General features: G+C 50.0%; 12 protein-coding genes. 5 read left to right on the top strand and 7 right to left on the bottom strand.

What is annotated here, in order from left to right; all coding sequences use genetic code 11:
* Positions 1-33: 33 nt before the first annotated feature.
* The 3 genes from ACE6ED_RS15290 to ACE6ED_RS15280 form a co-directional block, all read right to left on the bottom strand.
* The gene (locus tag ACE6ED_RS15290; protein WP_410828053.1) at positions 34-444 is read right to left on the bottom strand and encodes a rhodanese-like domain-containing protein; all 411 of its coding nucleotides are present in this window, start codon (positions 442-444) and stop codon (positions 34-36) included.
* Between the two features lie 183 nt (positions 445-627).
* Positions 628-948 (bottom strand): thioredoxin, encoded by a 321-nt coding sequence (gene trxA, locus ACE6ED_RS15285; RefSeq protein WP_410828052.1) that lies wholly within the window; start codon positions 946-948, stop codon positions 628-630.
* A gap of 145 nt (positions 949-1093) precedes the next feature.
* On the bottom strand, positions 1094-1753 hold the full coding sequence (locus tag ACE6ED_RS15280; RefSeq protein WP_410828051.1) for an ArsR/SmtB family transcription factor: 660 nt from the start codon (positions 1751-1753) through the stop codon (positions 1094-1096).
* A 187-nt stretch (positions 1754-1940) separates the two neighbouring features.
* Between ACE6ED_RS15280 and ACE6ED_RS15275 the strand changes: the two genes are divergently transcribed.
* From ACE6ED_RS15275 to ACE6ED_RS15255, 5 genes are all read left to right on the top strand, one after another.
* Entirely contained in the window at positions 1941-3752 is a 1812-nt protein-coding gene (locus tag ACE6ED_RS15275; RefSeq protein WP_410828050.1) for a sensor histidine kinase, read from the top strand.
* Positions 3724-5289 (top strand): response regulator, encoded by a 1566-nt coding sequence (locus tag ACE6ED_RS15270; protein WP_410828049.1) that lies wholly within the window; start codon positions 3724-3726, stop codon positions 5287-5289. The genes ACE6ED_RS15275 and ACE6ED_RS15270 overlap by 29 nt, the downstream gene beginning before the upstream one ends.
* A 119-nt stretch (positions 5290-5408) precedes the next feature.
* Positions 5409-6365: an ABC transporter permease gene (locus ACE6ED_RS15265; protein ID WP_410828048.1), complete on the top strand. Its 957-nt coding sequence runs from the start codon at positions 5409-5411 to the stop codon at positions 6363-6365.
* 10 nt (positions 6366-6375) lie between these two features.
* Entirely contained in the window at positions 6376-7278 is a 903-nt protein-coding gene (locus ACE6ED_RS15260) for a carbohydrate ABC transporter permease (RefSeq protein ID WP_410828047.1), read from the top strand.
* Between the two features lie 75 nt (positions 7279-7353).
* Complete coding sequence (locus ACE6ED_RS15255) at positions 7354-9108, top strand: ABC transporter substrate-binding protein (protein ID WP_410828046.1); 1755 nt, start codon at positions 7354-7356, stop codon at positions 9106-9108.
* A gap of 147 nt (positions 9109-9255) precedes the next feature.
* Here the strand turns inward: ACE6ED_RS15255 and ACE6ED_RS15250 are convergent, their stop codons facing one another.
* The 4 genes from ACE6ED_RS15250 to ACE6ED_RS15235 all read right to left on the bottom strand — a co-directional run bounded on the left by ACE6ED_RS15250 (position 9256) and on the right by ACE6ED_RS15235 (position 13929).
* A complete protein-coding gene (locus ACE6ED_RS15250) occupies positions 9256-9903 on the bottom strand; it encodes a FusB/FusC family EF-G-binding protein (protein WP_410828045.1) in 648 nt (215 codons plus the stop codon).
* A gap of 267 nt (positions 9904-10170) precedes the next feature.
* The gene (locus ACE6ED_RS15245; protein ID WP_410828097.1) at positions 10171-10545 is read right to left on the bottom strand and encodes an MmcQ/YjbR family DNA-binding protein; all 375 of its coding nucleotides are present in this window, start codon (positions 10543-10545) and stop codon (positions 10171-10173) included.
* Between the two features lie 165 nt (positions 10546-10710).
* Positions 10711-11640 (bottom strand): helix-turn-helix transcriptional regulator, encoded by a 930-nt coding sequence (locus ACE6ED_RS15240; RefSeq protein ID WP_410828044.1) that lies wholly within the window; start codon positions 11638-11640, stop codon positions 10711-10713.
* Positions 11641-11664: 24 nt separating this feature from the next.
* Positions 11665-13929, bottom strand: coding sequence for an ATP-binding cassette domain-containing protein (locus ACE6ED_RS15235; protein ID WP_410828043.1), 2265 nt, complete (start codon positions 13927-13929; stop codon positions 11665-11667).
* Between the last annotated feature and the right edge of the window lie 87 nt (positions 13930-14016).

The following is a 14016-nucleotide window of genomic DNA, read 5'->3' as shown; positions in this document are numbered from 1 at the left end:
CGTAGTTCGCAGGAATGCAGTTAACCTCTGTTATTACCCTTTCTGGCAGCAACAGGACGGATGTTCCAGTTTTTGTCTCCCTGCTGCAAGGGGCCAATGACTCTCTTTGACAGCGTATAAATGCCGGAATCCGCGGCGTGCAAGAATCCGGGCTGCTTTTTTGCGCTGCAGTCCGCTTCTTCCGAGCAGGATGACCTCATCTTCGGGCTTCAAATCCTTGCGCCACACGACAGGCAGCCTGCCTATGGAGATGTTAATCGACCCGGGTACAGGGGCTTGCCAATATTCGCTGGCATCCCTGACGTCGACTACTTTCTTTCCCTTCCAACGCGATTCATTGGGATCCCAATCCTTGGCATCAATATAAGTAAGTGCGGAAACCGGCCACAGCTGGATCAGCGTCCAGACGGCCAGACAGCCGAATACGAGATACATAATCATCATGATGGTTTTCCTTTCTGTGTGAATTTTTTACAAGCACTGCCGCAGCGGTAATAACGCTGACAGTGCTCCCTGCCGCCAAAAAAATAGTCAGCAGAGGCCTTAAACCCGCTGCTGACTATAAAAGTTATCCAGAGGAAATTAATACATCCAAACACGGAACCTTATCCGCTTTTACCCGGTGGCTTATTGCTGGGCCAGTTGTTCGATCTTGCCGCTCAATACCGACTTCTGATTAACTCCAACCATCGTGTCGGCCAGCTGTCCGTCTTTGAACAGCAGCAGGGTCGGAATACTGCGGATACCGAACTGGGCGGCAAGCTCCGGCTCCTCATCCACGTTTACTTTGGCAATGGTCGCCCGGCCTTTCAGCTCATCCGCCAGTTCTTCCACGATCGGCAGCTGGATTTTGCAAGGACCGCACCATGGCGCCCAAAAGTCAACCAGGGTTACCCCGGATTCTACGTTATTTTGAAAATTTTGCTTCGTCAGTGCTACTGCTCCCATTGTAATCCCTCCATTGATTGAACTATTCAATTGATTAATTGAATTATACACAATCCTTTTCTTAGCGTCAAGTCCGCACACAGCATGGCAGCAAAAAAGCGCAACAGTTCACGTTGCGCTTGAACCGATATAACCTGCTCCCGCTTCACGCTTTATTGCTTGTTTTCCACCGCTGTGCGTCTTCTTCAATCCGGTAAGCTTTAAATCCGTGATCCAATAACATCTGAACCGCCTGGGACGTAGAAGAACAAAAAGGTCCGCGGCAGTATACGGCAACCTCCGTCCCGGCCGGCAGCTGATCCAGAAAACGCTCCATCTCCTCCAGCGGTACAGATTCGGCCCCTTCGATATGCCCGTAGTCGTACTCTTTTTGCGAGCGTACATCAATGACCACAATAGAACCCTCCTGCATCCGTTTCAGAACCTCTGCTTTGCCGATCGTTTCCGCTTCTTTATAACATTCGGTCAGGTCCTGCTGAATACGGGCGATGTCCGACAGCTGCCGTTCGCAGACACTCCATAGGGACATTAAAAAGTCGGCGACAGCGGAATTGGCGAGCGAATAGATGGCATACGTGCCTTCTTTCGTAAATTTTACCAGGTTGGCATCCAGCAGGACCTGCAAATGCCTGGATACGTTCGCGACAGTCATGCCAGTAGAGTTGGCTATATTCTCAACGGAGCTCGGCGAATTGGAGAGCAGAAACAAAATCTCCAGCCTTCTTTCGCTGGATAAGCATTTTCCTACGCGGGCGTATTGGAGAAACAGCTTGTCTTTCACATCAATCAGCTTGGTATCGCCCATGGTTGTTGGCCCCCGCTTTCCTATTCAATAACTTAATTGAATTATAAAACGTTGAAGCCTTAAACTTCAAGTGTTCACCGCTCAGTTCTTTCCTCCTCCAATGTATAATGGAATCTATTTCAAGTCAGCCCATTAAACGGTATACTACCTTGAAAACGTTATCAAAAAAATGGAGGTGAGTTTTGTCGTGAACACCCGGATGATTGCCTGGATGAACAATTTACGGCTGAAAACAAAGTTTTTTGTATCGTTTGGCTGCGTCGCTCTAATACCCGTGCTTATTGTCGGTGTATTCCTCACAAGCGAGCTGCGCAGAATGGCGATGGACAATGCGCTGAAACAAGTTTCGGCCAATGTCGACCGGGTCAAAAAACGGACCGGCGAAATGCTGAACGTCCCGCTGGACATCTCCTACAGGCTGTCGAACGACAGCCGTTTGGAGGAAGCGGCCAACCGGCGTTATGAATCCGTCTCCGATGTAGTAAATGCGTATAGGGAATATCCCGACTTCCGGGATTTTGTCCTGCTCTACAAGGAAATTTCGAGTATCCGCCTATATGTCGACAACCCGACAATCCTGGATAACTGGGAGTTTCTGCGGCCGGATGAATCCGTCACAAAAGAAGCTTGGTACAAGACCGCGATGGCCCAGAAACGCCTGGTCTCTTGGAATTACATCCGGGACAACCGCAGCGGTCTGTATAATTTAAGCTTGATCCGCAAAGTGGAGTTCGAGAAGCAGCGGACCTCCGGCATTCTTGTTGTCAATGTGAACACGAAACAACTAAATGACATTTTGGACCAGGAATCCTTCGAAACCCTCATTGTTGACGAAAGCGGCCACATCGTCGCTTCCAACCGAAACGAAACGCTGGGCAAAACGCTGGGGGACATCAATCTCCAATCCGCCGATGCCGCCGCGGGCCACGGGCCCTATAATATCACCGTTGACGGGAAGCCTTTTAAAATGCTGGTGGACGATTGGCATCCCGGAGGGAGCCTGAACCGGCTGCGCATTATTTCCCTTTTTTCCGTAGCAAGCATTGTGGAAGAACCAAACCGGATTATTGCGCTGGCTTCCTCCGTTATCGCCGCCGCTTTAATTATGGCTTTTTTGCTGATCTATTTTTTCCTGAAGCTGCTGACCGGCCGGATTCTGCGGCTGAGCAAACATATTTCCAAAGTCGCAACCGGTAACCTGGGGGCAACCATCGAAATGGACGGGAGCGATGAAATCGGCCAGCTTGCCAGACAATTTAACCATATGGTCCGGAATATCAATAACCTGATGAACGAGGTGCAGGAATCCAACCGCCTGAGGACCTCGATTGAGCTGAAACAAAATGAAATCAAATTCAAAATGATGGCCAGCCAAATTAACCCGCATTTCCTGTTTAACGCCCTTGAGTCGATCCGGATGAAAGCCCACACCAGAGGCCAAAGCGATATCGCCCAGGTGGTTCGTCTGCTTGGAAAAATGATGCGTAAAAATCTCGAGGCCGGCAGCGGCAGGATCAGCCTGCAAAGTGAAATGGAGACGGTAAACAGTTATTTATCGATCCAAAAGTTCCGTTATGACGACAGGCTTGCTTATGAGCTTCAGGTGGATCCTGAGGCCCATCCCATCCTCATCCCGCCGCTGATCATCCAGCCGTTGGTGGAAAACGGAGTTATTCACGGATTGGAAAATCAGATCGAAGGCGGCATGGTCCGGGTAGAGGTCCGCCTGGAGGAAACCCGGCTTAAGGTCATCGTATCCGATAATGGAGCCGGGATTACAGAGTCACGCATGCAGGAAATCCGGCGGCTGCTGGAGCAAAAGGAAGACGGTGAGTCCACCAATATCGGACTCCGCAACATTCATGTGCGCCTCCAGCTTACGTATGGGCCGGAATACGGGCTCAGCCTGGCAAGCCGCCCCGGATTTGGAACCCAAATCAGTTTTTCAATCCCCTTAAGGAGTGATAGACATGTATCGTGTGCTGATTGTGGACGATGAGCTTGCCATCCGCGAAGGTCTCGCTTCGCTGCTGGATTGGGAAAGTTTAGGTTATGAAGTGGTAGACACCGCGGCTAACGCGATAGAAGCCGAACATAAATTCCGGCTGTATGCTCCCGACTTAATGATCGTTGATATCCGAATGCCTGGCAAAAGCGGCCTGGAGCTGATCCAGACGCTGAGGGAACTTGATCCGGAGCTGCAGATCATCATCCTCAGCGGTTACGCCGACTTTGGTTATGCCCGGCAGGCGCTTACCTTTGGCGTCGGGAGTTACCTGCTTAAGCCGGTAGATGAGGATGAGCTGCAGCTCTATTTAACCAACTTGACAGAAGAACTGAACGCGCGCAGCAGTCAACGCAAAAACCAGGCAGCCGTCAAAGGCTGGAGCCGTGAAATGCTGATTCAATCGCTGCTGATGGAGAGCTCTTCGCAGGCAGCGCCCCATTCGGAGATCTCCATCGCTGAGGCGGAGCTGTCCTGGGACGCTTATCAGATTGTGCTCATCCGGCTGCTGAATCAAGACCAGGCAGAAAGCGGGCCGTCAACGGCTGTGAAGACGAAACTTTCAGCCCAATTCGATGAACAGGGCTGGGGCATTGTTTTTTCGCTGGATTCTTATTTGGGTGTCCTGCTGCGGCCGTCTTATCAAAAGGAATGGGTCCGGAAAGTCATGGCGGAAACAATCAAGACCGCCGCTTCCGGCCATGGAATGGACTGCCTCATCACTGCGGGCGACATGGTCGACACGCTGGAGGACATTGCCGCTTCCTATCAGTCGGCGCTTACCCGGATGAAAGAGCATTTTTTCTATGACGAGCAGGGGATGATTAGTCCCGACTCCCTGAAGCTGAAACGAGGAAACCCGGTAAATTCGGAAGAAGTGGAACGACGGCTGGAAGCCGCAGCAGAACGGCTATATTTTGTGATGGATACCGGAGGAAGCGGGCTTATAGCCTCTCTAGTTCAGGAATGCGGGGAGCTGATGACCGCCGCCGGTTATTCCGAACTGGCCGTGAAATCGCGTTACGCCAGAATGGTTACTTTTTTGCTCAATAAGCTTTCGTTGCAGCACAAGGAATTAGACTGGCAGCCAAGCCAAATGGAAGCTGAAATTCAGCTCATTTACAGCCACTCTTCCCTGTCCCATCTTCAGCGCTATCTTACCAGTCTCTTGGAGCAATACGCCAAAGCTATGGCGCACGATGAGATGGAGATTCTGATCAAACGGATGACCGATCTGATTCACCGGCAGTACAAAGAAAATTTGAAGCTCGAAACGCTGGCCGAGGTGTTTACTTACAGCAGCGCTTACCTGGGCAAGCTGTTCAAGAACAGCACAGGGTATTCCTTTAACAGCTATCTGGACAAGGTCCGGATGGAGAAAGCTAAAGCCCTGCTGGACCAAGGCAAAAAAATTCATCAGGCCGCGGCGGAAGCGGGCTTTAGCGATGTCGATTATTTTCGCGAAAAGTTTAAAAAGGCGGAAGGCCTCTCTCCGTCCGAATATCGCAGACAAAAAACCTCCAGGCGGTGAGATTTTCAGAAAGCGCTTGCGAAAATGACGGATTTTCCCCGGTTTTTTATAGCAAATGTTCCGGTGTTTCGCTGAATTCCCGTCGCTTATGATAGTTCCATAGCAAAGGAGGGACATTGATGAAAACGGTTACTCCCAAAGCCCAGCCGGAAATCAGGAAAAAGGCCTCCCGTTTCTGGCCTACCTTCCTGCAGCAGAAATACCTCTACTTCATGGCCATTCCTTTTGTACTTTGGGCATTCGTGTTTAACTATTTGCCATTATGGGGATGGACCATGGCCTTTCAGAAATACAAGCCGGGCAAATCGTTTTTTGAGCAGGAATGGGTGGGTTTACGGTATTTTAGGGAGCTGTTTCAGGATGAGCAGTTTTTTAACGCCTTGCGGAACACGCTTGCCATGAGCTTTATGGGGCTGCTGGCCGGATTTGTGATCCCGATTACCTTCGCCATTCTCTTAAACGAGCTGAGGATGCAGGCGTTAAAGCGGTTTGTGCAGACCGTCTCTTACCTGCCCCATTTTGTGTCCTGGGTCGTTGCCGCCGGGATTATTACCAAAATGCTCTCCACCGATAATGGTGCGGTCAATGATCTGCTCTTGAGTCTGCATGTAATCGACGAGCCGATTCAATTTATGGCCAAAGGTAATTTATTCTGGGGAATTGTTACGGCATCGGATGTCTGGAAAGAGACCGGCTGGAACACCATTATCTACCTTGCAGCCATAGCGGGGATTGGCCCGGAGCTGTATGAAGCGGCCCGGGTCGACGGAGCCAGCAGGCTGCAGCAGGCTTGGAATATCACACTTCCGGGTATCCGTTCCACCATTGTAATTTTGCTTATTATGTCGATTGGGCATTTGATCAGCATCGGGTTCGAAAAGCAGTTTCTCCTTGGCAACAACCTGGTGCGCGACTACTCGCAAACCTTGGATCTATATGCTCTGAATTATGGACTGGGCATGGGACGGTTTTCGTTTGGCACAGCGATTAATATTTTTAACTCCGTGGTAAGTGTGATCCTGCTGTTCGCCGCAAATGGACTCTTCAAAAAAATCACAAAGGAAAGCATCATTTAGGAGGCCTCATATGCCAAATAAAAAATTGGCCGCCGTGTCCTGGCCGGACCGCCTCTTTGATCTCGTCGTCTATACCGCGGTTACGGTCGTTACGATCGCAACGCTGTATCCTTTTCTGAATGTGCTGGCGATTTCATTTAACGACTCCACGGACAGCATCAAAGGCGGGATTACCATCTATCCCCGCGCCTTCACCCTGAAAAATTACGAAACGATTTTTGCTTACCCCGGGCTGATGACGGGACTAAAAATTTCGGTCCTGCGCACGGTTGTCGGTACGCTTCTCGGTTTAGTCAGCGCCTCCATGCTTGCTTTTACGCTGAGCCGGGTAGATTTTCAGGCCCGCAGGTTCGTCTCTACGTTCCTTGCGCTCACCATGTACGTTTCCGGAGGACTAATTCCCGGCTACATTTTGATTAAAAACCTGGATATGATCGGCACCTTCGGCGTATACGTCCTCCCTACCCTTGTCAGTGCATTTAATGTTTTTGTTATTCGTTCCTTTATTGACGGCCTGCCCTACGCTTTGCAGGAATCCGCTAAATTGGACGGAGCAAACGACTTTACGATTTACTGGCGTGTGATTCTTCCGCTAACCAAACCTGCGCTTGCAACGATTGCACTGTTCCTGGCCGTCGGACAATGGAATTCCTGGATTGACACCTACTTATACAACGGCTCCAAAGAACATCTGACCACCCTGCAGTTTGAACTCATGAAAGTGATTCAGAGCACCACCACTAATGCGGATAATTTCCGCGGCCGCAATATGACCGAGGTAATGGCGCAGATTTCCCCCGAATCGGTGAAAATGGCGATTACTATTGTTGTTACCGTTCCGATTCTGGTTGTGTATCCGTTTCTGCAGCGCTACTTCGTCAAGGGCATGACCTTAGGTTCGGTCAAAAGCTGATCCGTTTCCGGTATCAAGCAGGCTTAGCCTGTCTGGACACTAATATTTTGCTTCTATAAAAAGGGAGGGTATTTCATGATTCGGAAGTCACGAAACATGCGGGTGGCGCTGATGGTCTTCACTTTACTCCTCAGCATGCTTGCGGGCTGCAGCGGCTCAAACAACACCAAAAATTCGGCTGAAGGCGAAGGCAGCGCCAAAGCGACAAACAGCGGCAGCAAAACAGAGGCCACCGCCGAAGCAACCGCCGGAGCCGAAGATTTAAGCCCGCTGACATTAACCTTTTTTGCGGAAGACCCCAATCCCAACTGGAATAACATGCAGGACGACGTCAGCAAGGTGATTACGGAAAAAACGGGCGTCACACTGGATGCGGAATTTGCCGTCGGCGACCCGCAGCAAAAAATCGCCTTGATTGCGGCGGGCGGTGAATACCCGGATATCATCTCCGCCAAAGCGGATCTCGGAAAACTGGTCGACGCCGGAGCGGTGATCGATCTGACAGAGCTAATCGACAAACATGCGCCAAACATCAAACGGGTGCTTGGCGACAATCTGGCAAGAGCAAAATACACCAATGAAGACCAATCCATTTATGCGATTCCGACGTGGGCAGCGGTGAATGAAAAGAAATTTGTTGCCGGCGGCGGGTTTGAGCTGCAGCACCGTGTCGTGAAGGAAGCCGGGTATCCGGAGATCCGGACAGTAAAAGACTACGAAAACGTGATTAAAGCCTACCTGGAGAAGCACCCCACCGATGAAAATGGCAACAAAAATATCGGGGTCAGCTTGAACGCGGATGACTGGCATATGTATATTTCCGTCACAAACCCGGCCGTTGCCACTACTGGCGGTTCGGATGACGGAGAATATTATATCGACCAGGAGACACATGAGGCGATTTATCACTTCCGCCGTCCGGAGGAAAAGGAATATTTCCGCTGGCTGAACCATATGAACGACATTGGGCTGCTTGATAAAGAGAGTTTTGTGCAGAAATACGATCAATACAAAGCCAAAGTTGCCACAGGACGGGTTCTGGGCCTGATCGACCAGGACTGGGACTATAATGATGCCCAGCAGGCGCTGAAAAAAGCCGGGAAGTTCGACCAAACGTACGGCCACTATCCGGTAACACTCACGGAGGAGTACAAGGAAACCAGCTTCTGGCCAACCGGCTTTATGGGCGGTTACGGCATCTCGATCTCCAGCACCAACCCGGATCCGGTCCGTACCATCAAATTTTTGGATTTCCTCGCTTCCGACGAAGGCCAGATTCTCAACAACTGGGGCATCGAAGGCAAACATTATGTCGTGGAGAACGGCAAACGTGTTGTCCCCGAGGAAGTGCAGGAACGGATCAAAAACGACAATACCGCATTTACCAAAGAGTCGGGCATCGGTTTTTACTGGAATATGATGGTCCACTATGGCGATGGAGCGAAAGACCCGACCGGCAACTACTACACAAAAAACTTCCCGGAACAGCTGGTGCTGGGGTACAGTGATGTTGAAAAAGAAACTTTAGCCGCCTATAAAGCCACAACCTGGAAAGACCTGTTCCCGAAAGAGGAGGAATTCCCCGAAAAAGCGTATGGAGCCGCCTGGAATATTTCGATTCCCGGCGAAGATGAGGTTACGATTTTGAGCAATAAAATGCGGGATATTACATGGAAACGGATCCCGGAAGCCATCCTGGCCAAGCCGGAGGATTTCGATAAGATCTGGGACGATTACATGGCCGAGTTGGAAAAAGCCGGCGTGGAGAAAATGGAAAAAGGCTTCACCAAATATGTCCAGGATCGGGTTGCCCTCTGGAGCAGCAAATAAGTACCGCTGCTTCGCCATCGCCTTCGACTTATCCGCGTAACAATGGCCGGAAAAGCCGTAACTAAATTCAGACAGCCGTGCGGGTTTCCGCGCGGCTGTCTAGGTTTGGATATAAAATAAGGCTGCCTGTCCCCAGGCAGCCGTTGTTTATTTTTTGAGTGTAACGATGAACTTCTCCAGCGCGCTTGTGTCGGTAATGCTCTGGTTGCACTCCAGGCCATCCATGCACACATATTGGCCAATGGAGCCGAAATGATCTCCCGACCCGCCGGCTGCCTTGGTCTTCACCGTCAGAAAAGCAAGCTCATGCTGCCGGTTGCAGAAGAGGCAATAGCCTTTCTTGTGAGTTGGCGTGTATTTGCCTTCAATCCCGATTAACTGGCCTTCCACCGGATACACGATGAACAGCCGGTTCATGGCGATGTCCACCCAGCTCAGATAGGTTACGAACCGGAAATCTATTGAGCCCAGATCAGGCACTTTGAGCTTCTTGTTCTTCGGGAACAGCTTCTGAATCTGCTTCAGCGTTATTGGCGGATAAGGCTCCAGATAAGCCTCCAGCTCGCTGAGATAGTTCTGAAATTCAAAGGCGTTCTCAAGCGACGAAATGCGCTCCAGCAGCAGCTGCTGGTCAGGCGTCAAAAATGCAAAAGCTTCAATAATAGTGGCGGCCGCACGGTATCTTACCGTCTTCAGCACGCTCCGGTCAGCCACGGTCCGCAGTGTGTTCTGCAGGAAATCCGCTTGTTTCTTAATGATATTATACTGGTGGTTTCTAATAAATGGTGTCTTCATGGAACTTCAGCCCCTTATATTTAATGGATAAAAATAAGGTGCAAAGCCCGTTATTAGAAACGATGAAGTTAAGCTTGGGCGAACGGATTCTTCCTATCGCACCTCACGCAAAGTATCGCCCCAATCAGGCTTTGCATGAGGACTTCCTAGCGAATGAGCAATATTGCATTGCCATCGGTATAACCCCCAATCCATTGTACATATAGGCAGTATATCAATAAAATAAGTGACTGACAATTTATACCGGGGCTGCTTCAGGTTATAGATTCATAGTTTACCGCTCTCCTCCAAAGCTTCTCTTGCATGTTTGGGGAGCTTCTTCACTACCATTTCGTAGGAATGGTCTATCATATCGGTCAAATCATCTTCCGGAACGGAACCGTCCAGCTGGACGGTATTCCAGTGTTGTTTGTTCATGTGATAACCCGGCCGGATGTTTTTGTTCTGCTCACGCAGGTTGGCGGCGATCAGCGGATCGCATTTGAGATTGACGAAAGAATGTTCTTTATTCTGGATAAAGATAAGCGCAAAGATCTTCCCTGCTACTTTGACTACAGGGATATCACGGTCAAACGGATAGTCCAATGCCGCCCCTTTTTTGCCGAGACAGTAATGGATCACCTTATCCACTAGCAACTGCATCACGCTCCGACCTCTCCTTCTCTCAGGAATTAAAAAACGGTTATGTATTCGTAATATACTCTTTCGTAAAACGAAATACTCTTATGGTAAGGAAACCGAAAGAATACAAACTGGCGTTCCTGTTTATTATAGCAGAAAGCGGCAGACAAAAAGCAGCTCGGATGATTATCCGTAGCTGCTTTGATTCATATACAGCTCTAAGATGTCATCAAGATGGCTGCAAAAAGCCTGAATGAATTCCTGCGGCGCCACAATCCGGACATTTACGCCGAAGCTGGCAATATGCTGAACAGCTTGTTCTTTTGTATAATAAAATGCCCTAACCTGCAGCTTGCCGTCTGCTTGTGCTGTAATTTGGCTGTTGGTAAACTCTTCCCAAACTCTAGTCTGAACGGCAGGTTGAAAACACAGCAGAACTTCGATACCCGCAGGCTTAGGCTTGTTCTTGTCGATGTCTTCGACAGTTAGATTACGGCGCTCGAATGTCTGCCGCAGTACGTTGATGCCTTGCATTCGGTTAACCCGAAACACACGCAAGGCCGACCGGTACCGGCAATAGCCCCACAGATACCACACGCCCCGTTTAAGGAATAATCCCATCGGCTCCACCGTTCGTTCCGTCTCAGCGCCCCGTTCATTTTTATAATGAAACGTAACCAAAGCCAGGGAGCGGACCGCTTGGTCCAAGACGCATACTTCTTCCTTAACATCCAAGTTCGAGGCAAACTGCAGATTGAGACTATTATCGGCAGATGGCGAAGCATGATTGGGAATCAGCGCCCCAATCCGCTCAAGCAGCTCGGCCAGCTGGACGCTGCCGGTTGCAGACGAGATGCTTTTTACCGCGGAATAGAGCGACAGTAACTGGTCAATTGTCAGCGCCTGCTTCTCGATACTGTACCCGGGCATGATTTCATACCCGCCTTCGGGCCCGGAATAAGAAGCTACAGGGATACCGGCCAGATTTAGGGTTTCAACATCCCGGTATACGGTCCGGAGTGAAACTTCAAACCGCTCTGCAAGCTCGTTGGCGCTTAACCTCCGGTTGCTTCCAAGCAGGGCCATCGTCATCGACAGCAAACGGTCCAGCTTCATTGGTTATTCCTCCCGCTATAGATCCTACATTATGGATTGCTTAACGTACTTGCCGGTTAATGATCTACGATCCACCATAAGCTGAAGCGGTAATCCCGTAAATATCACCTCGCCTCCACGTCTGCCGCCCTCCGGCCCCAGGTCGATGATCCAATCAGCCTGCCGAATGACCTCGATATTATGTTCAATGACGATGACTGTGCTACCGTTATCCACCAGCCGATTTAAAATGGCCAGCAGATGATCGACATCCGCCATGTGCAGGCCCGTTGTAGGCTCGTCCATTACATAAACCCTTCCTTTTTTGTGCAGCTCGCCTGCGAGCTTCACCCGTTGGCATTCCCCGCCCGACAATGTGCTTAATGGTTGACCAAGCGTCAAGTAATGAAGACCAACTTCATTTAAAGCCTGCAGCTGCTTGCTAAAGGGCTCATGCTCAAAAAAAGGCAGCGCCTCACGAATCGTCATATCGAGAACTTCGCAGATCGATTTCCCCTGCCACGTATAGGACAATACCTCCTCTTGGAAACGTCTGCCGCCGCAGGTAGGACAGGTCGTCTTGACTCCATCCATAAACGCCAGATCCGTATATAGGAAACCGATACCCTGGCAATCCTGGCATGCTCCACGAGAGTTGGAGCTAAACAGGGAGGCGCTCTGCCGGTTCGCTTTGGCAAACCGGTTGCGTATATCGTTCATAATTCCTGTATAGGTTGCGATCGTAGACCGGATGGACGTATGCACGGCGGATTGGTCGATTACAATAGCTTCGGGTGTCCGGCGTAAAAATTCTGCATGGATAAGCGAGCTTTTTCCCGAACCGGCGACCCCGGTGATAACCGTCAGCACCCTTTTCGGGATGTGGACGGAGATGTTTTTCAGATTATTAGCTGTGGCGTTTTCGATTACATAAAAACCGTCCGGTTTGCGGACCACTTCTTTTATCAGCCCCTGGCGGTTCAGATGCAGTCCTGTCAAGGTTTCCGCCTCCCGCAATCCATGTACCGTCCCCGCATACACAATTTCGCCTCCGGCCGTTCCCGCATGAGGTCCAACATCCACAATATGGTCGGCAATCCGGATGACATCCGGATCATGTTCAACCACAAGCACGGTATTGCCTTTATCGCATAACTTCCGCAGCAGCCGGTTTAAACGCTCGACATCACGCGGGTGCAGTCCAATACTTGGTTCGTCAAAAATATAGATCATGTCCGTCAAGCTGCTGCCCAGCTGCCTGATCATCTTGATGCGCTGCGATTCACCGCCAGACAAGGTTGAAGTCTCCCGGTTGAGATGAAGATAGTCAAGTCCCATATCCATCAAATGCCCCAACCGCTCGGACAGGCTGCTGATGACCGGAGCCGCTATCGGATTTTGGATGCTTGTAATGAATGTTTGCAGTTCGCCGATCTCCATACCGCAGCATTCCGCAATGGTTGTGCCATTGATTTTGCAGCTTAAAGCTTTTGGATTTAGGCGGGAACCCCCGCAATCAGGACAAGCGACCTGGGTGGTGAATCCCTCCACCTTTCTTTTGGTCCCCTCCGACAATTCATCTCCGTCTCTTTGAATATACAGCCGATTGAACCTATGGACAATCCCTTCGTAATCGGACTCGATCGGCCCGAACTTTGAAAGAAGCTTGGTTTTGCTTCCCTTTCCGTACAGCAGCAGTTCCCACTCCTCATTGGAATAATCCGCAAGCTTCTTATCGTTGTCAAACAAACCGGATAAGGTATAGTTCTTTAAGTACCACGAACCAACGGAAAATACGGGAAACTGAACCGCGCCTTCATTTAAGGATTTTGACTTGTCAAACATCTTGGCAAGATCAAGTGCTATTTGTTTGCCAAGCCCATGACAGCCGGGGCACATCCCTTCCGGGTCGTTAAACGAAAAAACATGAGAGTATCCGACAAACGGCGTACCGGCACGGGAGTATAACAGACGCAGCAGCGAATAGATATCCGTGATTGTCCCCACCGTTGACCGGGTATTGCCGCCAAGCTTCCGCTGATCGATTACAATGGCCGGGGACAGGTTTTCAATTCTGTCCATCTCCGGTTTCTTATATTTCGGCAGCCGGTTGCGGATAAAAGCGGTGTAGGTTTCATTAAGAAGCCGCTGTGACTCAGCTCCGATGGTATCAAATACAATAGAGGATTTTCCCGAACCCGAAACGCCTGTGAAAACCGTGATTTTCCGCTTCGGAATTCGAAGGGTAACATTTTTTAAGTTATTTTCTCTGGCCCCTGCTATGATGATTTCTTCCTGTTTCTGTATCATTATCGTTCCCCTCCCTTTAGCTGCCCCCATTATAAAACAGGGTCCTTGCCAGCTATATGGCAGGAATTATTAGCGAGTTGAAAAAAT

Source organism: Paenibacillus nanchangensis (assembly GCF_046543445.1).
GTDB classification, from domain to species: Bacteria; Bacillota; Bacilli; order Paenibacillales; family Paenibacillaceae; genus Paenibacillus_AQ; species Paenibacillus_AQ nanchangensis.
This window is presented reverse-complemented; position numbering and strand designations above follow the sequence as displayed.